Origin of the sequence: Pseudomonas sp. Pseusp11 (assembly GCF_047304405.1) — a bacterium.
Classification (GTDB): Bacteria; Pseudomonadota; Gammaproteobacteria; order Pseudomonadales; family Pseudomonadaceae; genus Aquipseudomonas.
Map to the genome: position 1 here is coordinate 31,292 of NZ_JBGLZF010000036.1, position 26,850 is coordinate 58,141.

The 26,850-nt window shown below is 60.5% G+C and carries 24 protein-coding genes, 1 tRNA gene and 1 pseudogene; 16 read left to right on the forward strand and 10 right to left on the reverse strand.

Annotation, left to right across the window (positions count from 1 at the left end; all coding sequences use genetic code 11):
• Window positions 1–147: 147 nt before the first annotated feature.
• The 5 genes from fabB to ACCC96_RS23755 all read right to left on the reverse strand — a co-directional run bounded on the left by fabB (window position 148) and on the right by ACCC96_RS23755 (window position 7,090).
• Window positions 148–1,368: a beta-ketoacyl-ACP synthase I gene (gene fabB, locus ACCC96_RS23735; protein ID WP_019650386.1), complete on the reverse strand. Its 1,221-nt coding sequence runs from the start codon at window positions 1,366–1,368 to the stop codon at window positions 148–150.
• Window positions 1,369–1,379: 11 nt separating this feature from the next.
• Complete coding sequence (gene fabA / locus ACCC96_RS23740; RefSeq protein WP_258672743.1) at window positions 1,380–1,895, reverse strand: 3-hydroxyacyl-[acyl-carrier-protein] dehydratase FabA; 516 nt, start codon at window positions 1,893–1,895, stop codon at window positions 1,380–1,382.
• Window positions 1,896–2,140: 245 nt separating this feature from the next.
• Window positions 2,141–4,042 (reverse strand): ATP-binding protein, encoded by a 1,902-nt coding sequence (locus ACCC96_RS23745; protein WP_413697061.1) that lies wholly within the window; start codon window positions 4,040–4,042, stop codon window positions 2,141–2,143.
• Window positions 4,039–4,971, reverse strand: coding sequence for an ABC transporter substrate-binding protein (locus tag ACCC96_RS23750; protein ID WP_413697062.1), 933 nt, complete (start codon window positions 4,969–4,971; stop codon window positions 4,039–4,041). Before ACCC96_RS23750 ends, ACCC96_RS23745 begins: the two co-directional genes overlap by 4 nt.
• 1 nt (window position 4,972) lies before the next feature.
• Window positions 4,973–7,090 (reverse strand): TonB-dependent receptor plug domain-containing protein, encoded by a 2,118-nt coding sequence (locus ACCC96_RS23755; protein WP_413697063.1) that lies wholly within the window; start codon window positions 7,088–7,090, stop codon window positions 4,973–4,975.
• A 196-nt stretch (window positions 7,091–7,286) separates the two neighbouring features.
• Between ACCC96_RS23755 and ACCC96_RS23760 the strand changes: the two genes are divergently transcribed.
• The 10 genes from ACCC96_RS23760 (at window position 7,287) to ACCC96_RS23805 (ending at window position 15,937) form a co-directional block, all read left to right on the forward strand.
• The gene (locus ACCC96_RS23760) at window positions 7,287–8,309 is read left to right on the forward strand and encodes an NAD(P)H-dependent glycerol-3-phosphate dehydrogenase (RefSeq protein WP_007937592.1); all 1,023 of its coding nucleotides are present in this window, start codon (window positions 7,287–7,289) and stop codon (window positions 8,307–8,309) included.
• A 35-nt stretch (window positions 8,310–8,344) separates the two neighbouring features.
• Window positions 8,345–8,692: a DUF4389 domain-containing protein gene (locus ACCC96_RS23765; protein WP_007937595.1), complete on the forward strand. Its 348-nt coding sequence runs from the start codon at window positions 8,345–8,347 to the stop codon at window positions 8,690–8,692.
• On the forward strand, window positions 8,689–9,141 hold the full coding sequence (gene sixA, locus ACCC96_RS23770) for a phosphohistidine phosphatase SixA (RefSeq protein WP_258672750.1): 453 nt from the start codon (window positions 8,689–8,691) through the stop codon (window positions 9,139–9,141). The genes ACCC96_RS23765 and sixA overlap by 4 nt, the downstream gene beginning before the upstream one ends.
• A 193-nt stretch (window positions 9,142–9,334) precedes the next feature.
• Window positions 9,335–11,002, forward strand: a complete 1,668-nt coding sequence (locus tag ACCC96_RS23775; protein WP_413697064.1) for an AMP-binding protein — start codon at window positions 9,335–9,337, stop codon at window positions 11,000–11,002.
• 32 nt (window positions 11,003–11,034) lie between these two features.
• Window positions 11,035–11,478 carry a hotdog fold thioesterase gene (locus ACCC96_RS23780; RefSeq protein ID WP_258672754.1) on the forward strand — a complete coding sequence of 148 codons (444 nt, stop codon included), beginning with the start codon at window positions 11,035–11,037 and terminating at the stop codon, window positions 11,476–11,478.
• Window positions 11,479–11,629: 151 nt separating this feature from the next.
• A complete protein-coding gene (locus tag ACCC96_RS23785) occupies window positions 11,630–12,436 on the forward strand; it encodes an alpha/beta fold hydrolase (protein WP_258672757.1) in 807 nt (268 codons plus the stop codon).
• The gene (locus ACCC96_RS23790) at window positions 12,433–13,287 is read left to right on the forward strand and encodes an alpha/beta hydrolase (protein WP_096480906.1); all 855 of its coding nucleotides are present in this window, start codon (window positions 12,433–12,435) and stop codon (window positions 13,285–13,287) included. Before ACCC96_RS23785 ends, ACCC96_RS23790 begins: the two co-directional genes overlap by 4 nt.
• A gap of 50 nt (window positions 13,288–13,337) precedes the next feature.
• On the forward strand, window positions 13,338–13,997 hold the full coding sequence (locus ACCC96_RS23795) for a glutathione S-transferase family protein (RefSeq protein WP_413697065.1): 660 nt from the start codon (window positions 13,338–13,340) through the stop codon (window positions 13,995–13,997).
• 8 nt (window positions 13,998–14,005) lie between these two features.
• A complete protein-coding gene (locus ACCC96_RS23800; protein WP_413697066.1) occupies window positions 14,006–14,812 on the forward strand; it encodes a DUF4892 domain-containing protein in 807 nt (268 codons plus the stop codon).
• A 69-nt stretch (window positions 14,813–14,881) separates the two neighbouring features.
• Window positions 14,882–15,937, forward strand: coding sequence for an AI-2E family transporter (locus tag ACCC96_RS23805; RefSeq protein WP_018926272.1), 1,056 nt, complete (start codon window positions 14,882–14,884; stop codon window positions 15,935–15,937).
• 38 nt (window positions 15,938–15,975) lie between these two features.
• Here the strand turns inward: ACCC96_RS23805 and xopAW are convergent, their stop codons facing one another.
• From xopAW to ACCC96_RS23820, 3 genes are all read right to left on the reverse strand, one after another.
• Window positions 15,976–16,845 (reverse strand): XopAW family type III secretion system calcium-binding effector, encoded by an 870-nt coding sequence (xopAW, locus tag ACCC96_RS23810; RefSeq protein WP_413697067.1) that lies wholly within the window; start codon window positions 16,843–16,845, stop codon window positions 15,976–15,978.
• Between the two features lie 143 nt (window positions 16,846–16,988).
• A complete protein-coding gene (locus ACCC96_RS23815) occupies window positions 16,989–17,930 on the reverse strand; it encodes a sensor histidine kinase (protein WP_413697068.1) in 942 nt (313 codons plus the stop codon).
• On the reverse strand, window positions 17,930–18,688 hold the full coding sequence (locus ACCC96_RS23820) for a response regulator (RefSeq protein WP_253416302.1): 759 nt from the start codon (window positions 18,686–18,688) through the stop codon (window positions 17,930–17,932). The genes ACCC96_RS23815 and ACCC96_RS23820 overlap by 1 nt, the downstream gene beginning before the upstream one ends.
• Window positions 18,689–18,980: 292 nt before the next feature.
• Here ACCC96_RS23820 and pyrF point away from each other — a divergent pair, with 292 nt between their 5' ends.
• A complete protein-coding gene (pyrF, locus tag ACCC96_RS23825) occupies window positions 18,981–19,679 on the forward strand; it encodes an orotidine-5'-phosphate decarboxylase (RefSeq protein WP_167331181.1) in 699 nt (232 codons plus the stop codon).
• A 69-nt stretch (window positions 19,680–19,748) separates the two neighbouring features.
• Here the strand turns inward: pyrF and ACCC96_RS23830 are convergent, their stop codons facing one another.
• On the reverse strand, window positions 19,749–20,753 hold the full coding sequence (locus ACCC96_RS23830) for an NADP-dependent oxidoreductase (RefSeq protein WP_413697069.1): 1,005 nt from the start codon (window positions 20,751–20,753) through the stop codon (window positions 19,749–19,751).
• A gap of 235 nt (window positions 20,754–20,988) precedes the next feature.
• Here ACCC96_RS23830 and ACCC96_RS23835 point away from each other — a divergent pair, with 235 nt between their 5' ends.
• The 4 genes and pseudogenes from ACCC96_RS23835 (at window position 20,989) to ACCC96_RS23850 (ending at window position 25,512) form a co-directional block, all read left to right on the forward strand.
• On the forward strand, window positions 20,989–21,750 hold the full coding sequence (locus tag ACCC96_RS23835; RefSeq protein WP_413697070.1) for an SDR family oxidoreductase: 762 nt from the start codon (window positions 20,989–20,991) through the stop codon (window positions 21,748–21,750).
• A gap of 300 nt (window positions 21,751–22,050) precedes the next feature.
• Window positions 22,051–23,439, forward strand: a complete 1,389-nt coding sequence (locus ACCC96_RS23840) for a PLP-dependent aminotransferase family protein (protein ID WP_413697071.1) — start codon at window positions 22,051–22,053, stop codon at window positions 23,437–23,439.
• A 147-nt stretch (window positions 23,440–23,586) separates the two neighbouring features.
• Window positions 23,587–24,651 (forward strand): annotated as a pseudogene (locus tag ACCC96_RS23845) (HAMP domain-containing protein); the annotation flags it as partial.
• The gene (locus ACCC96_RS23850) at window positions 24,649–25,512 is read left to right on the forward strand and encodes a methyl-accepting chemotaxis protein (RefSeq protein ID WP_413697073.1); all 864 of its coding nucleotides are present in this window, start codon (window positions 24,649–24,651) and stop codon (window positions 25,510–25,512) included. The pseudogene ACCC96_RS23845 and the gene ACCC96_RS23850, both read left to right, overlap by 3 nt.
• 111 nt (window positions 25,513–25,623) lie before the next feature.
• Here ACCC96_RS23850 and ACCC96_RS23855 read toward each other — a convergent pair whose 3' ends face one another.
• Window positions 25,624–26,382, reverse strand: a complete 759-nt coding sequence (locus tag ACCC96_RS23855; RefSeq protein ID WP_413697072.1) for a hypothetical protein — start codon at window positions 26,380–26,382, stop codon at window positions 25,624–25,626.
• 394 nt (window positions 26,383–26,776) lie between these two features.
• On the opposite strand from ACCC96_RS23855, the gene ACCC96_RS23860 reads away from it, so the two are divergent.
• A tRNA-Glu gene (locus tag ACCC96_RS23860) sits at window positions 26,777–26,849 on the forward strand.
• The last annotated feature ends 1 nt before the right edge of the window (window position 26,850 follow it).

Sequence of the window (26,850 nt, forward strand, 5' to 3'; positions counted from 1 at the left end):
GCGATATACGCGACATTCAGTCGCAGGCTGTTGAGTTTCATGACAAATGTTTCATGCTTTCAGGGCCGTTCGGCCGTACATAAAACCTGGCCAAAAAAAACGCCCCGAACCAGTCGGGGCGTTTTTATGTGTGGCGTAGGCGGGGTATTACTTACCCTGCCAGCGCTTCAGTACCAGCGTGGCGTTGGTGCCACCGAAGCCGAAGCTGTTGCTCATCACGGTGTTGATGGTGGCGTCTTCGCGAGTCTTGGTCAGGATTGGCATGTCTGCCACTTCCGGGTCCAGTTCGTCGATGTTGGCGGAACCCGCCATGAAGTTGCCTTCCATCATCAGCATGCAGTAGATCGCTTCGTGAACGCCGGCGGCGCCCAGGGAGTGACCCGACAGGCTCTTGGTGGAGCTGATGGCCGGAGCCTTGTCGCCGAACACTTCACGCACACCTTTCATTTCCATCACGTCGCCGACCGGAGTCGAGGTGCCGTGGGTGTTCAGGTAGTCGATCGGTGCGTCAACGGTGGACATGGCCATCTGCATGCAGCGGATGGCGCCTTCGCCGCTTGGGGCGACCATGTCGTAGCCGTCGGAGGTCGCGCCGTAGCCAACGATTTCCGCGTAGATCTTCGCGCCGCGGGCCAGAGCGTGTTCCAGCTCTTCGACCACGACCATGCCGCCACCGCCGGCGATGACGAAACCGTCACGCTTGGCGTCGTAGGCACGGGAAGCTTTATCCGGGGTTTCGTTGTACTGGCTGGACAGGGCGCCCATGGCGTCGAACAGGAACGACTGGCTCCAGTGCTCTTCTTCACCGCCGCCGGCGAATACGATGTCCTGCTTGCCCATCTGGATCTGTTCCATGGCGGTACCGATGCAGTGAGCACTGGTGGCGCAGGCAGAAGCGATGGAGTAGTTCAGGCCCTTGATCTTGAACGGGGTGGCCAGGCAAGCGGAAACAGTGCTGCTCATGGTCCGCGTTACGCGGTATGGGCCGACGCGCTTGACGCCTTTCTCGCGCAGGATGTCCAGCGCTTCCATCTGGTTCAGCGTGGAGGCGCCACCGGAACCGGCGATCAGGCCAGTACGCGGGTTGGAGACTTGCTCTTCGGTCAGACCGGAGTCTGCGATGGCATCTTTCATGGCCAGGTAGGCGTAAGCCGCCGCGTGGCCGACGAAGCGATAGATCTTGCGATCAATCAGCTCTTCGAGGGGAAGGTCAATGGAGCCGGAAACCTGGCTACGCAGACCCATTTCGGCATATTCCGGGTTGAACCGGATGCCAGGGCGGCTTGCACGCAGGTTAGCGGAGACGGTCTCTTTGTCATTGCCCAGGCACGAAACGATGCCCAGACCAGTGATAACGACGCGGCGCATGCGGATAACCCTTAGAAGTTGTCAGTGGAGGTGAAAACGCCGACCCGAAGGCCTTCGGCGGTATAAATTTCGCGGCCGTCAACGGTCACGGAACCGTCGGCGATGGCCATGTTCAGTTTGCCTTTGAGGACGCGTTTGATATGGATGTTATAGGTGACTTTCTTGGCGGTCGGCAGTACCTGACCGAAGAATTTCACTTCGCCCGAACCCAGGGCGCGACCGCGGCCCGGCAGGCCTTGCCAGCCGAGGAAGAAACCGACCAGTTGCCACATGGCATCGAGGCCCAGGCAGCCCGGCATCACCGGATCACCTTCGAAATGGCAGCCGAAGAACCACAGGTCAGGAGTGATATCCAGCTCGGCGACCAATTCACCTTTGCCGTACTTGCCACCCTCTTCGGAGATCAGGGTGATGCGATCGACCATCAGCATGTTCGGGGCGGGCAGTTGCGCGTTACCCGGGCCGAACAGCTCACCACGACTGCAGCGCAGCAGGTCTTCCCGAGTAAAGGCGTTTTGTTTGGTCATGCGAGCTCCTCAATAGTCCATGCGGCAGGGGGGCGAATCTTCCCGGCCGATCGAAGCGTTCATGCCTCGAGTCAGCAGCCTACTCATAGACTATTGCGTTGTAGTGAAAGTCACAGCACCAAGGACATGAATGTACACTTGTGCACTGAAATTATTATTCAAGCCCCTTTTAGGGCCTGTTCGGGTGCCTAAGACTGCCGCACTTTCGTCTTTCACGCCAGTCGCAGATCGTCGAAAGGCCTGCACTACTGCACCCAACGCTGCAGAATTTGCTGCAGATCAGTGCGTTTAAAGGGCTTGGCCAGGTAATCGTTCATTCCCGCGGACAAACAGGCTTCACGATCGCCCTGCAAGGCGTTGGCCGTCAGGGCAATGATCGGCACGTCAGCGCAGCCGGGCAGTTGGCGAATCTGTCGGGTGGCCTCGTAGCCGTCAATGACCGGCAGTCGGCAATCCATCAGAATCGCTTCGAAAATCAGGCTCTCGGCGCTGCGCACCGCTTGTGCGCCATCGGTGACGACGCTGACAGTAAAGCCCAGGCTGCGCAACATTGCTTCGACGACGGTGCGGTTGACCGGGTTGTCTTCCACCAGCAACACATTGCGACCTTCGCCGTGGCCATTGCCGGTATGTACTCGCGGCGTCAGCACCGGCAACGACTGCTTATACCGCGCCAAAGGAATTTCCAGGGTGAACACCGAGCCGACGCCTTCTTCGCTCTGAGCACGCAAGGTGCCGCCCATTCGTTCTGCCAGGGTGCGGGCAATCGGCAACCCCAGCCCGGTGCCACCGTAACGTCTTGAAATAGTACTGTCGGCCTGCTGGAACGCATTGAACATCAATTCCAGGCTTTCGGCCGGGATGCCGATCCCGCTGTCACGCACGGTGCAGGTGAACCACAACAATTCGTGATCCAGCGACTGCCACTGCGGTTCGATCGTGACGCGGCCCCGTTCGGTGAATTTCAGCGCATTGCCGACCAGGTTGACCAGGATCTGCCGGATCCGCGTCGGGTCGCCCTGAACCTGCAGGGCGCGCATGTCCTCGGGGATCTGCAGTTGCAGGTCAAGCCCGCGTTGCACTGCGCTGTGCTGGAACGACTGGGCGCAACTGGTGATCAGGTCCGCGAGGTTGAATGCAATGTGCTCCAGCTCCAGTTCCGAGCGTTCGATGCGCGAGAAGTCGAGAATGTCGTTGATCACTTTGAGCAGGTGTTCAGTCGATTCAGAAGCCAGCGCGGCGTACTCGATCTGTTCCTCGGTCATCGCGGTGGTTTCCAGCAGTTGCAGCATGCCCAGCACGCCATTCATCGGCGTGCGCAGCTCATGGCTCATCATCGCCAGGAAATCGGATTTGGCGTTGTTGGCCTTTTCCGCTTCCTCTCGGGTCTGGATCAATTGCGCCATGGCCTGATGCTGTTCGCGGCTGGCTTGTTCAAGGCCCTGGGCAAGGTTGTTGATGTGTTGCGACAGGGCGCCCAGTTCGGCGTCATCGACAATCGGCAGGGGCGTTTTGTAGTCGCCTTTCTGGATCGCCTTGACCGCATTGCCGATGTCGTGGATCGGTTGCGACAGGCTGCTGGCCAGACGCCGAGCCAGCAGAAAGGTAAACAGCAGGGCGAACAGGGCCAGGATCCCGGCCTTGAACAGGATTTCCTGCTGGCGCTGGTTGAAGGCGTCATTGGACAGACCGACGATCACCCGGCCCAGGTAATCCTCTCCCGGCTTCGTGGGGGCGGTGCGGCTGTTCTGGAAGAAGTCATTGTTGAGCGCGATGCGTTGCAGCCGCACCGGTGCCTGGAACACTTCGACCTGGTGCGAACGATTGTGGGTTTCCGACGGTTGTTCGACGTACACCAGAACCCGGTTGGTGCGGTCCTGAACCTCCAGAAAACGCACATTGGGCGTGGCCAGGGTGGCTTTGAGCAAACTCTCGAGCACGTCGTTATTACCCGAGATCACCCCGTATTCGGTGGCCGGCGCCAGTTGGTTGGCGATCAGTTGACCGGTGTGGTTGAGTTCCTGGCGCAGGTCCTGGATTCGCACGAAGGTGAAGAAACTGATCAGCAGCAACGTCAGCAGCAGCGCCGGGCCGAGGCTGATGATCTGGGTACGGGTATTGATGTCCCAACCGCTATGGAAGGTCATGGGCGATGTTCTCCTTCGGCCAGCTGTGTTGCGACAGAGGCTTCATTCATCGGTTCAATGCTTAATGAACGAGCCACTTGCGGGTTGCTCAAGACCTTGAAGTGCTGCGGATAAAGGGTGCGCGGCCAGGTGCTGGAGGGGCGGTCGAGCAGTTCGTCGAGAATCTTCAGCCAATCGCTCTGGTCGCTGTAGGTGCTGGCGAGGCTGCCCGCCCTGACGAAGGCGGCATTGGGGCCGATCAGCGGCAGCTGCCGTGCATAGCTGCTGAGCAGCAGGTTTTTCACGGTTTTGGGGTTGTACAGATCAGGATCATCCAGGCCCAGCAGCACATCGCTGTTTTTCAGCAGGGCCTGCAACGGGCGACTGTCATTGGTGTTGTCCCAACGCTCGGTGACCACCTCAAGGCCCAGGGGCAGGGCAGCCTGATGCAGTTCCTTCAGCAGGAATTCGCTGTGGCTGTCGAAAAGCACGCCGACCCGTCGAGCCTCGGGCAGGACGAGTCGGGTCAGGCGCAATTGTCGACCCAGCGGCGGATCGCTCCAGAGCAGGCTCAGGTGCGGTGGCGAAACATCGCCAAAGCGTTGGTGGGCTTGCAGACGGCTGATGCGCAGCACCAGCGTTGCCGGGCCTTGGGCGTCTTGCAGGCGCCAGTCGAGGCTTTGCAAGTCGAGCAGAATCAGGCGGGTGCCCGCAGGCAGTTGGCCGGGTGCCGGCAAGCTGGCGACCGGCTGGAAACGCACGCTGTCGGTGGGGCGCAACTCGCTCAGGGCCTGGACGAAAGACTGCACGCCAGGGCTGTCGTCGGCGCCGGTCAGCAGAATGTCGGCGGCCCGGGCCGGCAGATTGCACAGCAGCCCGGCAAACACCAGGCACAGCCCGGCCAGCAGGCGGCCAAGGGTTGGCGTCTTCCGTGGCAGGCAATACGGCATCTTAAAACTCCAGCTCCGCGCTGAAGTAGAGCACTCGGCGTTCGTCGTAGTTGTTGTCGACGAAAGTGGTGGGCTGATTGTCGAGGCGTTGCTGGAGGATCCCGGCCAGCTCCAGATTGGCCTTGCCCAGGCCGATGCGTTTGGCGATGCGGGTGTCGACCCGTTCGAAGCGGTAACCGTTGAGGGCGTCGGCGCCATAGTAGAAGAGCGCACTGTTCCAGCCCTGGCCCCAGTTGCGCAGCCAACCGGCGGAACCGCTGTTGCGCGCCGTTTGTTGTGCATCCAGCGGGTTGCTCGCCTCGGCATCGACATAGGCGTACGTCAGGCGCAGACGATCGGTGCTGCTGACGCGCCAGTCCAGTTGGGTTTCCGTCCCCGAGAATCGTGAGCTGTTCGAGTTGCTGGCAATGTACTGATTGTTGCGCAGCGGTTCGCTGATCATGCCGTTGATTTCGTCGTAGAACAGCTTTACATCGACCGTCAGCCCCCAGTCTGTGAAGTAGCCGTTGTAGCCCAATTCCCGGGAGCGCATGCGTTCCTGTTCGAGGTTACCCGGGCCACGGGTCCTGACGAAATAGCGGGCGCTGGTCTGGCCATAGGCACTGGGTTGCAAGTTGGTCACCTGGTAACTCCAGTTGACGCTGTTCTCGAACATGTCCGGCGAGCGGACGGCCTCTGAATACACCGCGCGCAAACCGTGGCGCGGGTTGATCAGATAGTTGACCGCCACCCGCGGGGTCAGTGAACTGCCGGTCAATTGCGTGTCTTCGAACATCGCCCCGCCTTGCAGCAACCAGTGCTCGGTGGCGCGCCACTCGAGTTGGCCGAACGCCCGCCAGGTGGTGTCGTCGAGCGTGCCATTGAAGTAGGTCTCGGAATCGGCCCGGTCGTAACGATAGTTCATGCCGCTGACCAGCCGCAGCGTGTCGGACAGGCTGAGGGTGTCTTGCAGTTCGAGGTCGTAGCGCGACTCTCGGGCACTCTGGTCGATGTCGCCGCACAGCGTTTTGTTCGCGCCGTTTCGCCATTGCGCCAGAACCTGATTGGCCAGGTCTTGTTCTGCCGCTGTACCGGGGGGCGCGCCGGTGAATCGAGCGATGTTGCGCGCCAGGCGTTCGGTGTAATTGGGATTGAGCTGCCAAAGTTGGGTCAGCTCCGGGCTGAACGAGATCTCGGCATCGCAGGCACGCCAAGTCTGCTGACGATCCCAGTGTTGCGCCGAGCCTTGAATATAAAGGCTGTGATCAGGATTGATGTCCAGGTTCCAGCGCAGCGAGCCGGCGTAGTCCTTGGCGATGACGTCGGAATTGTTCCCAGCGGCGGTAATTCCAGAGAACACCGGGCGGTAGGTATAGGGCCGCTGGTTGGTCCCGTCCTTGGCGTTCAGTTGCCAATCGATGCTCTGATTCTCATTGAGCGTCTGGCTGACGGCGAGGCTGAAGCGATTCAAGCGACGGTTGTCGCGATAATCGGCGCCGGTGCGGTCCGAGTCGAACCCATCGTCTTGTTGGCCGGACAGTGACAGGCGCACATCGCCACTGTCCCAACCCATGCCCTGGCTGGCGTAGAAATCGTTGATGCCGCGTTGGCCTCGGGTGATTTTCAGCCGCGTGCCGTGGCTGTCGGCCGGTTTGCGGGTGATGATATTGACCACCGCCATCAGCGCGTTGGCGCCGTAGCTGACGGTATTCGGGCCACGGAAAACCTCGATGCGCTCGATGTCTTCCATGGCCACCGGAATATCACTCCAGTCCACCGTGGCCAGGCCCGCGCGGTACACCGAGCGGCCGTCGATCAGCACTTGCATGCGCCGCGCTTCGCTGGCGTTGGTGCCGTGGTAGTTCACCGCTGCCTGGTTGCCGCTGATATTGCCGACCATCATCCCCGGCACCAGCCGCAGCAACTCGCTGATGTCCCGCGCGCCGCTGGCGTTGATCAGTTCGCTGTCGATCACCGTCATGCTGCCCGGCACGGCCGCCGGCGACTGCTTCAGGCGCGTCGCGGTGAGCACTTGCGGCAACGGATCGTTGTCCAGGAACAGGTCGTCGGCCAGCAAAGGCGAGCTGAAAAACAGCGCCAGCACCAGTGGCGAGCGAGGAGAGGGAGAGCCAAAAGACACGGCACGGCCTTGATAGCGATTAATTGGCGCGCATGTTAACCGAGCGCAATGACTTTTCCAGTCACGTTGTGGGCATTTTCCTCGGTTTTCTTGGTCTTCTTCCTACAAGTGCCGGTAATTGATGTCGGGGCTGGCCGCCACTGGGCCGCTCCGTATAATGCGGGCATCGCCACTGGTATGGATTAACGGATTGCATATGACTGAACAGCGCCCAATTGCGGTCCTGGGAGGCGGAAGTTTTGGTACCGCCGTGGCTAATCTGCTGGCCGAGAACGGGCATCAGGTCCGTCTGTGGATGCGTGACCCCGAGCAGGCGGAGGCCATTCGGGTCGATCGCGAGAACCCGCGTTACCTCAAAGGCATCAAGATTCTTGCGGCGGTGGAGGCGGTCACAGACCTGCAAGCCACGCTGGAGGCCTGCGACCTGTGCTTCGTCGCGCTGCCCTCCAGCGCACTGCGCTCGGTGCTGGCGCCTTACGCTCAGCTTTTGAGCGGCAAAATGCTGGTGAGCCTGACCAAAGGCATCGAAGCCCATACGTTCAAGCTGATGAGCCAGATTCTTGAAGACATCGCCCCGCAAGCGCGCATCGGCGTGCTGTCGGGGCCGAACCTGGCCCGTGAAATCGCCGAACACGCGCTGACCGCCACGGTGGTCGCCAGCGAAGACGAAGACCTTTGCCAGCAGGTCCAGGCCGCGCTGCATGGCCGGACCTTTCGCGTGTACGCCAGCGCCGACCGCTTTGGCGTGGAGCTGGGCGGGGCGCTGAAAAACGTCTACGCCATCATCGCCGGCATGGCGGTGGCGTTGGGCATGGGCGAGAACACCAAGAGCATGCTGATCACCCGGGCGCTGGCGGAAATGACCCGCTTCGCGGTGAACCAGGGCGCGAACCCGATGACGTTCCTGGGGTTGGCGGGCGTCGGCGACTTGATCGTCACCTGCTCATCGCCGAAAAGCCGCAACTACCAGGTCGGTTTTGCCCTTGGCCAGGGCTTGAGCCTGGAGGACGCGGTGACGCGTCTGGGCGAAGTGGCCGAAGGCGTGAACACCCTCAAGGTGCTCAAGGCCAAGGCTCAGGAGGTCGGCGTGTATATGCCGCTGGTCGCCGGATTGCACGCGATCCTGTTCGAAGGGCGCACGCTGGATCAGGTGATTGGGTTGTTGATGCGTGGCGAACCGAAAACCGACGTGGACTTTATTTCCCCCAGTGGTTTCTAAGCACTTAACCGATACGAGCAGGGAGCGAGACAGACATGAACGATCCGAAAGTAGAAGGCAAGTACGAATCCATCCTGCTGCGGGTGCTGTGGATGATTGTCTATGTGCTGGTCTGGCAAGTGGCGCAATTGATCCTCGGCGCGGTGGTGCTGGTGCAGCTGATCTATCGTTTGATATATGGCGCACCGAGCGCCAGCCTGATGAATTTCGGCGACAGCCTGAGCCAGTTTCTGGCGCAGATCGGTCGTTTCGGCAGCTTTCACAGCGACCAGAAGCCCTGGCCGTTCGCCGACTGGCCAGCGCCGCGTACACCGGAAGGTGAAGCCCCGCACGTTGTGGCGCCGGCGCCGCATCCGGCCCGAGATGAGGAACCGAAACTATGAAACTCTGGGTATTGCGTCATGGTGAAGCCGAACCTCACGGTACCCGCCCGGACTCCGAGCGGGCCCTGACCGATAAGGGGCGCAAAGAGGTGAAGCGCATCGCGGCGAAATTGAAGGGCAAACACCTGACTGCCATTTATGCCAGCCCTTACCTGCGAGCGCAGGAGACCGCAATGCTGGTGCGTAAGGAGCTGGGTTTTGCACCGGAGATTCGCACCGTCGAATGGCTGACGCCCGACAATAATCCGCAAGCGGTGGCGGAGCAGTTGGTTTCCGTGGATCACGCGCTACTGGTCAGCCACAACCCGCTGGTCGGTAACCTGCTGGGCTATCTGCAGCATGGTCACGTGCAAGACCCGGAGCGAGTCGGCACCGCCGGGCTGGCGGAGCTTGAGGGCGAAGAACTGCTGGTCGGGGCGATGAAGCTCAACGGCATCAAAACCCCATAAAAGCAACAGATCGCAGCCTGCGGCAACTCCTACAGGGGAATCACGTACACCCGTGAAACATCGGACGGACACATATTCCGTAGGAGCTGCCGAAGGCTGCGATCTGTTGATCTTCGCTCCACCCGCAAATAGTTAACCAAGCACTTGCTTGGTTGACTACGCTTGCTCCAGACCAAAAAAGGGAGCAAGTCGCATGTCTGCTGCTTTTCGTTTGCCACTGGACGTCTTCTACGAGCGCGAAGCCCGTCATCCGCGCCAGCGCTTTCTGGTTCAGCCGACAGGGGGCGGCCAGGTCGAGACGCTGACTTGGGCCGACGTCGGTCACCAGGCGCGCTGTGCCGCCCACTGGCTGCGGGCTCGCGAATTGCCGCAAGGCAGCCACATCGCATTGATCTCGAAAAACTGTGCCCACTGGATCATCGCCGACCTGGCGATCTGGATGGCCGGGCATGTCTCGGTGCCGCTGTACCCCAATCTGACCGCCGAATCCGTGGCTCAGGTGCTCGATCATTCTGAAGCTGCACTGGCGTTCATCGGCAAGCTGGATGACTGGCCGGGCATGTCCGTCGGGATTAGGCCTGACCTGCCGACCATCAGCCTGCCGCTGTGCCCGGTGGGCACTTTCGATTTCAGCTGGGCCGACCTGCAACGCAGCTCACCGATTCAGGACGACCCCAAACCCGCCGCCGATCAACTGGCGACCATCATTTACACCTCCGGCACCACGGGCCAGCCCAAAGGCGTGATGCACAGTTTCGGCACGCTGGGATTTGCCACCACCCATGGCACCCGGTTGTTCGGCCTGAATGAGTCGGATCGCCTGCTGTCCTACCTGCCGCTGTGCCATGTCGCCGAACGGATGTTTGTCGAGTTGGCAGCGATCTACACCGGGCAAACGGTGTTTTTCGCCGAGAGCCTCGACACCTTCCTCACCGATTTGCAGCGTGCCCGACCGACCGCGCTGTTCGGCGTGCCACGCATCTGGACCAAATTCCAGATGGGCGTGTACGGCAAGATCCCGGCAAAACGCCTCGACTTCCTGCTCGGCCTGCCTTTCATCGGTAAACGGGTAGGGCACAGAGTCCTCGCCGGGCTGGGGCTGGACGCTTTACGCATCGCCTTATCCGGCGCGGCACCAGTGCCGCAGACCTTGCTGCTCTGGTACCGAAAACTGGGGCTGGACGTGCTGGAGGTGTACGGCATGACCGAAAGCTGCGGTTACTCCCACATCGGCCTGCCCGGCCAAAACAACCCCGGCTGGATCGGCAAGCCATGCCCGGAGGTCGAAGTACGGGTTGAGCCATCAGGTGAAGTGCTGGTGCGCAGCGGCGCGACCATGCTCGGCTATTTCAAGGAGCCTTTGAAAACCGCCGAAACCCTCACCGAGGACGGCTTCCTGCGCACCGGTGACAAGGGCGAGGAAGACGCCGAGGGCAATCTGCGCCTGACCGGGCGGCTGAAGGAAATCTTCAAGACCAGCAAAGGCAAGTACGTGGCCCCGGCGCCGATCGAGAATCGTCTGGCGGTGCATTCGCGGATCGAACAAGTGTGCGTGGTCGGCGATGGCTTGAGCGCGCCACTGGGGTTGTGCGTGTTGTCGGCGGTCGGTCAGCAGGACGCCAGCGGGACGGCGAGGGCGGGTTTGCATTCAAGCCTGGAACAACTGCTGGAGGAGGTCAACGGCGTCCTCGACAGGCATGAACGCTTGCGTCGGCTGGTGGTGGTCAAGGACAGTTGGGCGGTGGAAAACGGCTTCCTGACACCGACCCTGAAGATCAAGCGCAACATGATTGAAGCAGCTTACGGTGCGCGCTTCGAAGAATGGAGCGCGCGCAGCGAGGCGGTGCTGTGGCAGGATTGAGTCACGAACAACTCCAACAAAGGAACGCAACGATGAGTCTGTGGCGCACCACTCCCAACGTCGAGCAGTTGAACGCTATCCAGAAAAACACCATCGGCGAAGTGCTGGATATTCGCTTCGAAGCCTTCGATGACGAGTCCCTGACCGCGAGCATGGTCATCGACCACCGTACGCACCAGCCTTATGGCTTGCTGCACGGCGGCGCTTCGGTGGTGCTGGCCGAAACCGTTGGCTCGATGGCCAGTTTCCTGTGCATAGACGCCAGCAAGTTTTATTGCGTGGGCCTGGAAATCAATGCCAACCATTTGCGCGGTCTGCGCAGCGGGCGGGTGACGGCGGTGGCCAAGGCGATTCACATCGGGCGCACCACCCATGTCTGGGATATTCGCTTGACCAGTGATGAGGGCAAGGCCAGTTGTGTGTCGCGGCTGACCATGGCGGTGGTGCCGTTGGGGGAGAAACCGCCGGCGCGTTGAAGCTGCAAGATCAAAAGATCGTGCCCCGAAGGCTGCGATCTTTTGATTTTAGCGACATCTCCTACCACCATTCCTGGCAGTTATGGTCATTGCTGTAGGACACGGTCTTACGGACAATCAACCTCTGTTTTTTGCACATGGATCTGCCGGTATGTCGCAACAGATATTTTTCGCCCACGCCAATGGCTTTCCTTCGGGGACCTACAGCAAGTTGTTCGCGGCGCTGGCGCCGGAGTACCGGGTGGCGCATCTGGAGCAGCACGCCCATGACCCGCGTTTCCCGGCGGACGATAACTGGAACAATCTGGTGGATGAGCTGATTCATCACCTCAAGCAACAGCCGGAACCGGTCTGGGGCGTCGGCCACTCTTTCGGCGGCGTGCTGCACCTGCACGCCGCGTTGCGTTGCCCTGAGTTGTATCGCGGCGTGGTCATGCTCGATTCACCGGTGCTGACCCGCACCGATCAATGGGTAATCCGTGCCGCCAAACGCTTCGGTTTTATCGATCGCCTGACCCCGGCCGGTCGCACGTTGGGGCGACGGGAAGAGTTCGCCGATCTGGAGGCGGCCCGTCTGTATTTCGCCGGTAAAACCCTGTTTCGCGGTTTCGACCCGGAATGCTTCGAAGCCTATCTTCAACATGGTTTGCAAAAGGTCGGCGACAAGCTGCGCCTGCGTTTCGACCCTGCCACGGAAATCAGCATCTACCGCGGCGTACCGCACACCAGCCCTGGCCGCGCGCGGCAGTTGAAAGTGCCGCTGGCAGTGGTTCGCGGACACAAGAGCCGCGTGGTGATGCGTCATCACGCCCGATCCGTCGGGCGCATGCCGCTGGGCGAGTCCTTGACCCTGCCCGGTGGCCACATGTTTCCCCTCGAACGTCCACAAGACACGGCCACGCTGCTGAAGAACCTGTTCAGTCGTTGGGACAGTCGCCGCCAACAGGATTGCGCATGAGCAGCGTTGTTGAAGAAGTTCGCCTGAGCCTGCCGCACATCGAGTTGGCGGCGCACCTGTTCGGTCCCGAGGACGGTTTGCCGGTGATTGCCTTGCATGGCTGGTTGGACAACGCCAACAGCTTTGCCCGGTTGGCGCCGAAGCTCAACGGCTTGCGCATCATCGCGCTGGACATGGCCGGGCACGGTCACTCGGGGCATCGGCCGAACGGTGCCGGTTACGCGCTGTGGGACTACGCCCACGACGTGCTGCAAGTGGCCGAGCAGTTGGGATGGAAACGTTTTGCGCTGCTGGGGCATTCCCTGGGGGCGATCGTCTCGCTGGTGCTGGCCGGGTCGTTGCCGGAGCGGGTGACTCACCTGGCGTTGATCGACGGCATCATTCCTCCTACAGACAAAGGCGAAAACGCCGCCGAACGCATGGGCATGGCCCTGCAAGCACAGCTGGATCTGCGAGAAAAACGCAAACCGGTCTACAACACCCTCGACCGGGCCATCGAAGCGCGCATGAAAGGCTTGGTGGCGGTCAGTCGCGAAGCCGCCGAACTGCTGGCCCAGCGCGGCTTGATGCCGGTGCCGGGCGGTTATACCTGGCGCACCGACAACCGCCTGACGCTACCGTCGCCGCTGCGTCTGACCACTGAGCAGGCGATGGCTTTCGTCCAGCGCGTCAGTTGTCCTGCACACTTGGTGGTTGCGGCTGACGGTATGCTCGCCAAACATCCCGAGTTGCTGGAACGTCTACCCTTTAGCCATGAACAGTTGCCTGGCGGCCATCACTTGCACCTCAATGACGAACCCGGTGCCGGTCTTGTCGCAGACTGTTTCAATCGGTTCTTCGCCGTTCCTTGACTTGCGTCGGGCAACTGTCGAGGCTGGGCGGGTTGAAATGGGAGACAACCATGATAGATCTGTACACCGCTGCGACCCCGAATGGCCACAAGGTCTCTATCGTGCTCGAGGAACTCGGCCTGCCCTACACGGTGCATGCCTTGAGTTTCGACAAAAAGGAACAGAAGTCCGAGGACTTCCTCAAGATCAATCCCAATGGCCGGATTCCGGCGATTGTCGACCGCGCCAACGGCGATTTCGCTGTGTTCGAGTCTGGTGCGATTCTGATTTACCTCGCCGAGATGACCGGCAAACTGCTGCCCCAGGATCCGAAAGGGCGCTCGGTGGTGTTGCAGTGGCTGATGTTCCAGATGGGCGGCATCGGCCCGATGCAGGGCCAGGCCAACGTGTTTTTCCGCTACTTCCCGGAAAAACTCCAGGGCGCCATCGACCGCTATCAACATGAAACCCGACGTTTGTATGAAGTGCTCGACACACGTCTGCAAGCCGTGGAGTTTCTGGCGGGCGAGTACAGCATTGCCGATATCGCGACCTTTCCGTGGGTCCGTGGTCATGACTGGTCCGGTGTCTCGGTGGACGGCTTGCCGGCCTTGCAGCGCTGGCTGGCCGCCCTCGAGGCGCGCCCTGCGGTGCAGCGCGGTTTGCGGGTGCCGGAGCGCATCGATGATGCCAGCGTCATCAAGGGTGCCCAGGCCATGTTGATCCGATGAGCCTGTCCATGCGTTCACTCACTCTGCTGGCGCTGTGCAGTTTCAGTCCCTGGTTATTGGCTGCTGACATTCCTGGCAGTCAGGACCTGCCTATCGTGCCGCGCATGACCGATGCGCAGATCGTCGACTATCGCCCGACGGTGGAACTCGAGCGGATTTACCCGCTGGGTTCGATCCGCAAGATCAGCGGCCAATTGCGTTTCGACGGCCAGGTCACCGCTCGCGGTCAAACCACCTCGGTCACCTACGAATTGCCACCGGAGCATTCCTCCACCGATGCCTTCACCGCCGCCCGCGAAGCCTTGCAAAAGCAGGGCGCCGAGCTGTTGTTCTGGTGTCAGGCCCGGGATTGTGGGGAAAGCAGCCTGTGGGCCAATGAAGTCTTCGGTAACGCCAAGCTCTATGGCGCCGATAATCAGCAGGCTTATTTGCTGCTGCGCCTGGCGGCCCCTCAAGACAACACCCTGGTGGCGCTTTACAGCATCACTCGCGGTAATCGCAGGGCTTATCTGCACGTTGAGCAGTTCGATGCCTCGGCGCCGTTGGGTGATTTGCTGCCGACATCCGCGACGTTGCTGCGCCAGCTCAAAAGCACCGGGAAACTCGATTTCCCCAAACTCGACGGCGACCCTGACGACACCTGGCTGCGTTTGATTTCCCGAGGCCTGAACCTGGACACCACACTGCGAGTCAGCATTTCCGGAACCAGCGCCGAAGCCTGGCGCCAGGCGCTGATCGGCCAGGGCGTGCGCACGGCGCGGATGGAAACCGGCAGCGTCGAAGGCGCTGGCCTGCACTTCGAACTGTTGCGATAAGCTTCATTTGGCGAATGCGTTCTGCGCATTTGCCTACTCTTTGCGGACTGACTTTTTTCGGGATCTTACATGGTCAATAACGATCGGCTGTTGGTGCAGATCCTGCTGCTGGTGCTGTTTGGCGCGAGTTTATGGGTAATGGCGCCGTTCTGGTCGGCGCTGTTCTGGGGGGCGGTGCTGGCGTTTGCCAGTTGGCCGTTGATGCGTCTGTTGACCCGTTGGCTCAATGGTCGTGAATCCCTGGCGGCGCTGTTACTGACGCTCGGCTGGATGCTGCTGGTGGCGGTGCCGCTGGTGTGGCTGGGGTTCAACCTGGCGGATCACGTGCGCGATGCCACGGCGTTCATCAAGGATGTGCAGGTCGATGGTCTGCCTGAAGCGCCGGCCTGGGTTGGCGGTATTCCCTTGGTCGGCGAGCGGCTGGTAGGGATCTGGAACAGCATCGATCAGCAGGGGGCGGCGATGATGCTGGCGATCAAGCCCTATCTGGGTCAGGTCGGTAACTGGTTGCTGGCACGCAGTGCGCAGATTGGCGGCGGGATCCTCGAGTTGACGCTGAGTATCGTGTTTGTGTTCTTTTTCTACCGGGACGGGCCGCGTTTGGCGGTGTTTGTCCATGGGTTGCTGGAGCGGCTGATTGGCGACCGCGCCGGGTATTACATCGAACTGGTGGCGGGCACCGTGCAACGGGTGGTCAACGGGGTGATCGGCACAGCGGCGGCGCAGGCGGTGCTGGCGTTGATCGGCTTCCTGATTGCCGGTGTGCCTGGGGCGCTGGTGCTGGGGATCGTGACGTTCTTGCTGAGCCTGATTCCGATGGGGCCGCCATTGGTGTGGATTCCGGCCACGGCGTGGCTGGCCTGGAAGGGTGAGTACGGAATGGCGGTGTTCCTCGGGATCTGGGGCACGTTCATTATCAGCGGGGTCGACAACGTGCTTAAGCCGTACCTGATCAGCCGGGGCGGGAATTTACCGTTGGTGATTGTGCTGCTCGGGGTGTTTGGCGGGTTGATTGCGTTCGGGTTTATCGGCCTGTTCATCGGCCCGACGTTGTTGGCAGTGGCTTACAGCCTGTTGACCGATTGGAGCAAGAGCCAGGCTCGGGTTGAAGATCGCCGGCCCTAAGTTTTTTGTTGGGTCTTAGGGCCGCGAAGTTTTTTGACTCAGGTCGCCACGTTCAGGTGTTTGCCCACGGTCGCCACGTTGTCGAGCGAATACTGCTTGCTCAGGTTGGCGATCATTTTGTTCAGGGCTTCGGTCACGTTGAACTGATGGGTGGAGCTGTCGGAGTTCTGCTCGCGGCCGGCTTGCAGGACGGCTTTCAGTTCATCGCTGCTGACGCCACCGCTGCTGTCGCTATCGAGTACTTTGAGCAACGCGGCGCTGGTGTCGGTGGCGGTCGATGAAGTGCTGTCGCTCGCCTGCAACGCGCTGCTCAGTTCCGTGGCCGTGACACTGCCATCACTGTCGGTATCGAGTTGGCTGAACAGCTCTTCGCTGGACATCTGCTGGGGTGGCGGTGGCGGCGGGGTCAGGCTGGCGGCGAGTTCGTCCTGGCTGACGGTGCCGTCTTCATTTTTGTCCAGGGCCGAGAAGATTTTCGAGCTGTCGGCCGTGCTGCCGGCGCTGGTCAGGCCATTGCTCAGCTCATCGCTGTTGATGGCGCCGTCGCCGTCTGTGTCCAAAGCGCTGATCAGCGCATCGGCCAGCTCGGTGTTCGGTGCCTGATCGTGCGGCGGTGGCGGCGGAGGGGCCATCGCGGCCATTTCTTCGCTGCTCAGGCTGCCGCTTTCGTCGCTGTCCAGGTCGCTGAAGTTCTTGCTCAGGCTGACCAGCAGACCATCGTCGGATTTCTGCGACAGGGCGCTCTTGAGCTCATCCTGATCCACCGCACCGTCGCTGTTGTTGTCGAGTTTGGCGAGCAGTTCTTTCTGGAATTGCTGGCTGCGGGCGCTGTTGGTGGTGGTATTGCTGGTGCTGGTGTAGCTCGTGTAGCTCGTGTAGCTCGTGTAGCTGCTGACACTACCGATCATTGTGCTCACTCCTTGGAATTGGAAACCGGTGGGTACACCGGTTTATGCAGCCTCAAGGGGCAAGTTGTCGTGGGTATGTGGGATTTGTACCGATGGGTACACACAGCTTATCGAGTTAGACCCCCGATCCTGTGGGAGCGGGCTTAGACGCGAGGCAGGCGGATGACGGCGGTCAGACCGCCGCCGGGTGTTTCTTCCAGGCTCAACTGTCCGCCCAAACGCTCCGCGGCTTCCCGGGCGATGGTCATGCCCAGGCCGACGCCGCCGGAGTTGCGATTACGCGAACCTTCCAGGCGAAAGAACGGTTCAAACACCGCTTCACGTTTATCCGCCGCGATACCCGGACCATGGTCGATGACCCGGATCACTAGTTGTTCGCGACTGTCCTCAAGCGTGATCAGCGCGTCCCCGGCATAACGCAAGGCGTTGTCCAGCAGGTTGTTGATGCACGAGCGCAAAGCCATCGGTTGAACCTGCAGCGGGGCGCAATGGCCGCGGGCCTGGACGTCGGCGCCCTGGTCTTGGGCGTTTTCGCTCAGGGACTCCACCAGCGCCTGCACGTCCATCCATTGTGGCGCCTCGCTGGTGCGCTGTTCGTGCAGGTAGGTGAGGGTGGAATCGAGCATGCCGATCATGTCGTCCAGGTCTTGACGCATCTGACCTTGCAGCTTCTCGTTGTCGATCTGTTCCAGCCTCAGCTTGAGCCGCGACAGCGGTGTGCGCAGGTCATGGGACACCGCACCGAGCATGCGCGAGCGTTGTTGTATTTGTTCAAGAATGCGTTTCTGCATCAGGTTGAAAGTGTGCGCCGCTTGCCGTGCTTCCCGTGGGCCGGACTCATCCAGCGGCGGACTGTCGAGATTTTCACTCAGGCGCTCGGCGGCGTCGCTCAGGCGCTGAATCGGGCGGGTCAATAGCTTGGCGCCGTACCAGGCGGCGATGATCAGCGAGACAAACTGAAAGGTCAGCGGCACCAGCGGCCCGTAATGTTTGAACCATAAAAAAGCCAGCAAATGCGCCAGTACGATCGCCACCAACAGCACGCCGAACAGGCGGCCGAACAGCGTATCGAAGCGCGCACGCATCAGCCGATGTCTCGTGCGTCGAACAGATAACCCTCACCGCGAACGGTCTTGATCAACTGTGGGGCTTTCGGGTCGTCGCCCAGTTTCTGGCGCAGGCGCGACACCAGCAGATCGATGCTGCGATCAAACGCTTCGATCGAGCGACCGCGCGCGGCGTCCAGCAGTTGTTCGCGGCTGAGCACCCGGCGCGGCCGTTCGATGAACACCCAAAGCAAGCGGAATTCGGCGTTGGACAGCGGCACCACGAGGCCATCGGCGGCGATCAACTGGCGCAATACGCTGTTCAATCGCCAGTTGTCGAAGCGAATATTCGCACGCTGTTCAGTACGGTCGTCGCGCACCCGACGCAGAATGGTCTGAATCCGCGCGACCAGTTCCCGCGGCTCGAACGGCTTGGCCATGTAGTCGTCGGCGCCCAGTTCCAGGCCGATGATCCGGTCGGTGGGTTCGCAGCGGGCAGTGAGCATCAGGATCGGGATGTCCGATTCGGCGCGCAACCAGCGGCACAGTGACAAACCATCTTCGCCCGGCAGCATCAGATCGAGCACCACCACATCGAAATGTTCGGCTTGCAGCGCCTGGCGCATGGCGGCGCCATCGGAGACGCCGCTGGCGTGGATATTGAAACGGGCCAGGTAGTCGATCATCAATTCGCGGATCGGGACGTCATCGTCGACGATCAGGGCGCGAATGCTCCAGCGTTTGTCATCGGCCGGCGCTTTTTGATCGTCGTTCAGAGGTGCTGGGGAGTTGTGCATGCGTGCGTTCATCTGCCAGGTAGGCTGCCAACCACAAAGATAGGCTGCGAGGTTGTGGCTTCAGCATAGGCGTCCGGCCGTGAGGCGGGAAGTGCTGTAGGGCTTGTTGCGGCTGACGAGGGTAGCGTTGAAGGGTGTTGTGGGCGTGTCGTGTGTGTATCGGGCTCGACACAATTGCCGCGGCAGCTAGGCTTGCCTGAGCCGCGACGACGAATTACCGATCATCGGGTCCCGCAGCGGCGCTGGTTCCGCTACAATGCGCGCCGATTTCGACTTGCCTGAGAGCCCACTCATGTCCGCCTGCCAGACGCCTATTATCGTCGCCCTGGATTTCCCCACCCGTGACGCCGCACTGAAGCTGGCCGATCAACTGGACCCGAAACTGTGCCGGGTCAAAGTCGGTAAAGAACTGTTTACCAGTTGCGCTTCGGAAATCGTCGGCACCTTGCGCGACAAGGGCTTTGAAGTGTTCCTGGACCTCAAGTTCCACGACATTCCGAACACCACCGCCATGGCCGTCAAGGCGGCTGCGGAAATGGGCGTATGGATGGTCAACGTGCACTGCTCCGGCGGCCTGCGCATGATGGCCGCCTGCCGCGAAGTGCTCGATCAGCGCAGCGGCCCGAAACCGCTGTTGATCGGCGTGACCGTGCTGACCAGCATGGAGCGTGAGGATCTGGCGGGTATTGGCCTGGACATCGAGCCGCAGGAGCAGGTGCTGCGCCTGGCTGCGCTGGCGGAAAAAGCCGGGATGGATGGTCTGGTCTGCTCGGCCCAGGAAGCCCAGGCTCTGAAAGCCGCTCACCCGTCGTTGCAACTGGTGACCCCGGGGATTCGTCCGGCGGGCAGTGCCCTGGACGATCAGCGCCGCATCCTGACGCCGCGTCAGGCGCTGGATGCCGGTTCCGATTACCTGGTGATCGGCCGTCCGATCAGCCAGGCGGCGGATCCGGCCAAGGCGTTGGCGGCGGTCGTCGCAGAAATCGCTTAAGCGCCACGGACCCTGTGGGAGCGGGCTTGCCCGCTCCCACAGGGTTTTGTGCTCTTTTCAGATATTGAGTTAAACCTTCAACACCAACTTCCCGAAATTCTCGCCGCTGAACAACTTCATCAGCGTCTCCGGGAATGTTTCCAGTCCTTCGACAATGTCTTCCTTGCTCTTGAGCTGCCCCTTGGCCATCCAGCCGGCCATTTCCTGCCCGGCTGCGGCGAACTGTGCGGCGTAATCCATCACCACGAAGCCTTCCATCCGCGCGCGGTTGACCAGCAAGGCCAGGTAGTTGGCCGGGCCTTTGACCGCTTCCTTGTTGTTGTACTGGCTGATGGCACCGCAAATCACCACTCGTGCCTTCATGTTCAGGCGGCTCAGCACGGCGTCGAGAATATCGCCGCCGACGTTATCGAAATACACGTCGACGCCTTTCGGGCATTCACGCTTGAGGCCGGCGATCACGTCTTCGTTCTTGTAATCGATGGCACCGTCAAAACCCAGCTCATCGATCAGGAACTTGCACTTGTCCGCGCCGCCAGCGATGCCGACCACCCGGCAACCTTTGATCTTGGCGATTTGCCCGGCGATGCTGCCCACCGCACCGGCCGCGCCCGACAACACCACGGTGTCACCGGCTTTCGGCGCGCCGACATCAAGCAGGGCGAAGTAGGCGGTCATTCCGGTCATGCCCAGCGCGGATAAATAACGCGGCAGCGGCGCCAGTTTCGGATCGACCTTGTAGAAACCTCGCGGCTCGCCAAGGAAGTAATCCTGCACACCCAAGGCGCCGTTGACGTAGTCCCCGACAGCAAAGCCCGGATTGTTCGAGGCGACGACTTTGCCTACGCCCAGTGCGCGCATGACTTCGCCAATGCCGACCGGAGGGATGTAGGACTTGCCCTCGTTCATCCAGCCGCGCATGGCCGGGTCCAGGGACAGGTATTCGTTTTTGACCAGGATCTGACCTGCCGCAGGCTCACCGACTGGTACTTCTTGATAGGTGAACGTCTCGCGGGTAGCTGGCCCCACGGGACGTTTGGCGAGCAGGAACTGGCGATTGGTCTGGGTAGTCATGACAGGCACTCAAGGTGAATGAAGTCTTGTTGATAGACCTTCATTGACGATGCTGCAAGGTTGGCTGACACGGCGAATGCACATCGATCCAGTGCAGTGATAGTCAGGGCGGCAGTTCCATCACTGCCACTCATGGGCGCCCAACCGGCCTTCTGATAGTGCTGCCGTGGCATCGGCCCCTGTGGCTAGACTGGGAACTCGCGATCCCCACATTCTTGCCTTCGAGGACATAACAATGAGCATGACGTTTTCCGGCCAGGTCGCCGTTGTGACGGGCGCGGCCAATGGGATTGGCCGCGCAACCGCTTTGGCGTTCGCCGCCGAAGGTTTGAAAGTGGTGGTGGCCGATCTGGACGTGGCCGGTGGTGAAGGCACTGTGGCGCTGATTCGCGCTGCTGGCGGTGAAGCGACCTTCGTGCGCTGCAATGTCACTGTGGAAGGTGATGTAAAAAATCTGATGGACGAGGTAGTGAATGCTTACGGCCGTCTCGACTATGCCTTCAACAATGCCGGCATCGAAATCGAGAAAGGCAAACTGGCCGAGGGCACGGTCGATGAGTTTGACGCGATCATGGGCGTCAACGTCAAAGGTGTCTGGCTCTGCATGAAGTACCAGTTGCCGTTGCTGCTGGCCCAGGGCGGCGGCGCGATCGTCAATACCGCTTCGGTCGCCGGCCTGGGGGCTGCGCCGAAGATGAGCATCTACGCCGCCTCGAAACATGCGGTGATCGGCCTGACCAAATCGGCGGCCATCGAATACGCCAAGAAAAAGATTCGCGTGAATGCGGTGTGCCCGGCGGTGATCGACACCGACATGTTCCGTCGTGCCTATGAAGCGGACCCGAAGAAGGGCGAGTTCGCCAATGCCATGCACCCGGTCGGGCGTATCGGCAAGGTCGAGGAGATTGCCAGCGCGGTGCTGTACCTGTGCAGCGACGGCGCAGCGTTCACCACCGGTCATTCGCTGGCGGTGGATGGTGGGGTTACGGCGTTTTAATCAGGCGTTTCGATGTACCTGCTTTTGTGGCGAGGGAGCTTGCTCCCGCTTGAGTGCTCAGCACTCAAAAAAATTGGCAATGGTTGCCAGATTATTGGGGCCGCTGCGCAGCCCAGCGGGAGCAAGCTCCCTCGCCACAGGTTTCTCAGCACTACTCACACTGCCATCGGTTCCGTTAAAGCACCGGGCATTGTGTTTCAAATGGTTAGAACCGACGGTTTTGGCGGTTTTGTCGCACATCTTGTCGAGCGCTCCTGTGATTAACTGTTTTGCGCAAAACAGACAGGAGTTTGCTTGCTCATGGAGTTGAGAATCGATCGACAGGCATTGGTGCCGGTCGTGCAGCAAATCGTCGACGCGATGGCCGACTGGCTCCATCGTGGCGAGGTGTCGCCGGGGACGCGTTTGCCTTCCGTGCGGCAAATCGCGCGGATCAATCTGCTCAGCCAATCCAGTGTCGTCGAGGCCTGTGAACGGTTAGTGGCTCAAGGTGTGCTGGCGACGCGTAGCGGGGCGGGTTTCTTTGTCGCGGCAACGAAGCTTGCCGCTCACGGGCAACGGGATTTTTCCTGGTTCGAGGGGGTTGAGCAGCAGAGTGGCGTCGCGGGCGATCTGAAGCTGGGTTGCGGTGGATTACCCGAAAGTTGGCGTGAGACTGACGACCTGAGCTATGCCATACGCCAGGTCAGCCGCACCGATATGGCCGGTTTGTTCAACTACAGCACACCGCTGGGCCTGCTTGCCCTGCGCCAACAGATCCTCAAACGACTGAAACAGCTGGATATCGCGGTGGATGAAAGTCGAATCCTCACCACGGCAGGTGCCAGTCATGGGCTCGACCTGATCGTGCGCACGTTGTTCAAACCGGGCGATTGCGTGGTGGTGGAGAACCCCGGTTATTCGATGCTGTTCGATTTGCTCAGGCTGCACGGGGTCAGCATGATCGAAGTCCCACGTACGCCTCACGGGCCCGACACCGAAGCACTTCAGGCACTGTTGCTGACGTACAAACCCCGTGGCTTGTTCATCAACAGCTTTTATCACAACCCCACCGGCAGCAGTTTGACCTTGGGCGTGGCTCGGCAGGTTCTGCAACTGGCCAAAAACCATGGCGTACTGGTGATCGAAGACGATGTCTATGCGGATTTGCACAGCGGTCCCGGTACGCGTCTTGCGGCACTGGGTATCGATGACAATGTGATCTACGTCGGCAGCTACTCCAAAACCCTCAGCAGTTCGTTGCGGGTCGGCTTTGTCGTGGCGGGTGCCGACGTCATTTCGCGACTGGCCGAGGTCAAGATGATCAGCAGCATGGGCGCTTCACGGTTTTGCGAGTCGGTGCTGGCTTCTTTATTGGCCAGTGGTGCCTATCGCAAATTGGTGCAGCGTCAGCGCCAACGTTTAAGCACCGACAGAGACGCGGCCTTGCAGGTGCTTGAAGACGCGGACTGGGAGGTTTTCGGCAAACCCGCAGGTGGCCTGTTCATCTGGGCGCGATCGCGTAAGTCCGACGCCGTTCAGGTGCAGGTTCAGGCGCGACGCTTCGGCATCCTGCTGTCTTGCGCAACGGCATTCAGCCCCACCGGCCAGGCTCATGACTGGCAGCGCATCAACGTTGCCTATGCCTGTGATCCCCGCGCGCGGGCATTTTTTCAGGCTACCGCTCGGGATCGACCTCAAACGTTCTGAAAACGACGCTGGCGTAGCTTTTGGCCATTATTCCGACGCCAGAGACTTGTGTTGGCACAAGCCCGTTGCGAATCTGCATCCACAGACAATGGCAGGGGACTAAGCGCAATGATTTCGGCCGTGCAAGGACGTTTTGCCAACCTCGGTATGGCGAAAAAACTGGGTGTCGGGTTTGTACTGGTGCTGCTGTTGACAGCCCTGGTGGCGGCCATTGGCGTATGGTCCCTGCAAACCATCAGTCATCGCTTCGACGGGCTCAAGCAGATGTCGTCGCTCAACAGCGGTTTGCTCAAGGTGCGTCTGCTTGAGCAGGACTACGTCTTGCGCGGCGACCCGAAAACCGTGGAAGCCTTGCACGCGGGGGTGGACGCGTTGATCGCGCTGGCGACCGAGCTCAAGGCTCAGTCCGCAGCCAACGTGCCGGTCATGAATGACGTCGAACAGTCTCTGGGGGCTTATCGCAAAGCCTTTGACGAGTTCGTCTCGCTGAGTCAGGCCAAGGACCTGGCGCTGGAAATGGCCAGTTGGTCGGTGTCCAGTGTGGCCAATAACCTGGATGTGCTGCAGTCCGGGCTTAGCGATGATGGCGCCTATGCCTTGAAGGAGTCCGAGGGCAAGGACGGTGCGCAATTCATCGAGCAGGCGAATCAGGTCAGCCAGGTCTCGCGACTGATGTTGCAGGCCATGAACGAAGCGCACGTACGCCTGGATCAGAGCCGCAAGGGCGACGACAGTGCCGGGCAGGGCAAGATCGAGCAAGCCGACCAGGCGCTGGCCCAGGCCGAGCAGTTGAAAGCTACCGTAAAGGATGAGGGTTACCAGACGGTCCTCAATGAAGTGTCCGGTCATATCGGCAGTTTCACTGAAAAACTCGCCGAGTACACCGGCCTGTTGGCGCAGGAAAAGACTGTCTCCGAGCAACTCCACCAGCGCGCCGCGCAAGTGGTAGAGCGGGTGGATCAGGCTTACGTTGCCGAAGACCGGTCGATGCAGGCAGAGCTGAAAAAGAACTCGCTGTTGATCATCGGCTCCTCGGCACTGGCCTTGCTGGTCGGGCTGATTGCCGCGTGGGTGATTACCCGGTTGATCGTCGCACCGCTGCGCAGCGTGATCCGTGTCGCCCAGCAGATCGCCGCGGGCGATTTGAGTGCGACGATTGAGGTGACCCGCCGTGACGAGATCGGCCAGTTGATGCAAGCCATGCAGCAAATGGGCGCGGGGCTCAGCAACATCGTCAGTGGTTTGCAGGCCGGTATCGAACAGCTGGCAAGCTCTGCGCAATCGCTGTCGGCGGTGACCGAGCAGACCAACCTTGAAGTCAGCAGCCAGAAAGAAGAAACCGAGCAGGTCGCCACAGCGATGAACCAGATGACCGCCACGGTGCACGACGTCGCACGTAACGCGGAGGAGGCCGCCCAGGCGGCGCAGACTGCCGACGGCAAGGTCGAAAGCGGTCAGCAGGTGGTGCGTCAGAGCATGGCGCGGATCGAGCAACTGGCGGACTCGGCCACCTCGGCCAGCTCCAGCATCGAAAGCCTCAGTGCAGAAATCCAGAACATCGGCACGGTGCTCAGCGTGATCAAAAGCGTTGCCGAGCAGACCAACCTGTTGGCGCTCAATGCGGCCATCGAGGCGGCGCGGGCCGGCGAGCAGGGCAGGGGATTTGCGGTGGTGGCCGATGAGGTCCGGGCGCTGGCCAGGCGAACCCAGCAATCGACCGAGGAAATCGAACGTCTGGTCAGTGCCTTGCGCTCAGCTGCGCAGTCGTCGGTGCAGCAGATTCAGAGCAGTGGCGAGTTGGTGAAGCTGGCGGTGAGCGATGCGCTGCAGACCGAAAGTGCATTGGGGAGTATTGCCGCGGCGGTGTCGCTGATTCAGCAGATGAACCAGCAGATTGCGGCGGCTGCAGAGGAGCAGAGCTCGGTGGCCGAGGAGATCAATCGCAGTGTCACGAGCATTCGCGCCAGTGCAGATCAGTCTTCATTGGCGATGCAGGGCAATGCGGCGTCGAGTATTGAACTGGCGCAGTTGGGCAGTGAGTTGAGGGGGATGGTGGGGCATTTCAGGCTGTAGGCGCTGTCGAAGGCTCGGGCTGCGTCCGGATGATCCATTAAATCTGGCGGCCATCAATCCCAACGCAAAAAAAAAGCCACCTGACCCGGTGGCTTTTCAGTATTTGCATGATCAGTCGTAGATCACTTTCTTCTTCCAGTCGGCATCAGCCTCAACGTCTTTGAGCCCTTCAGTCAGTTGGTTCACTTCGCCTTCAACCGGGGCGATCTTGTCCATGACCTGGTCGTTGGCGCGGGCCAGGAGTTTTTCCAGGTACTCGAGTTGTTCGCTGTAGACCTGAGGCTCCGGTTGTTTGCGCAGGTATTGCACGCCGCGTTCGAAGGCCAGGCGGGCCTGGCCTGGCTGGTTTTGTTGCAGGGAATGCTGGCCGAGGTTGTTGAAGAATTCGATGTGCAGCAGGACCAGGATGTGGCGCACTTCACGGATCCAGCGCTTGGCTTCGTTGGCTGGCAGGTAACCGTCCTGTGCGGCGCGGGTGATCTGGCCATGAATGGCTTCCAGCAGGAAGCGCACGTCTTTGGCCTTGGCTTCGGTCTGGATCGGTGCCGGCGGGTTGTTGACCGGGATCGATTCACCTTGGGCAACCAAGGCACTCAGCTCGGTAATCCGCGGCTTTAGTGTGGCGCTGGTTTTTTCCAGGTTGAGCAGTCGCTGGCAGACGTTCAGTTCCAGGCGGGTCAACAGCAGCTTGAGCGCGGGTGTCATGAACTGACCGGGAAAGGTCTCGGTGATTTCGCCGCAGCGACGCAGGCGGTCGTTGAGTTCAACCTTGGTGCGGGCTTTTTCCAGCTTATTGTTTTCCACCACATGGTTCATGTAGCCAATGGCGATCAATAGTGCGATCCCGGCTACGACTAGCAGGGTGATCATGAGTGGTGTCACCGGTAAGACCTCTTTATGGGGTTCGCGTTCGAGTCGAGTGTAGTTGGCTTGGCATATGGGCGCATAGGGTTGCTCGACGAGTGAATCGGCTATAGCTCTTCTTATATCGGCCGCAATGCTGCTTCTATAAGTAAATAGCGTGCGAGGTGCACATTGCCATCATCTCGGCATGGACTATAGCGTCTTGGTGGATGCCAGAATATAGGCGCCAAAGGTCAGGCGACACAAAAGCCTGAATCGCTGCCAAAAGCAGGGCGAAGTCATTGATTTAAATAAATTTATATCTGGGGGTTGACGACCCCTCAATCCATCCATAGAATGCGCGCCACTTACAGCGTAAAGCACACAGCGAAACGCGGTAGGGAGTGAATGTTGTACGTGTGTCCCCTTCGTCTAGTGGCCTAGGACACCGCCCTTTCACGGCGGTAACAGGGGTTCGAGTCCCCTAGGGGACGC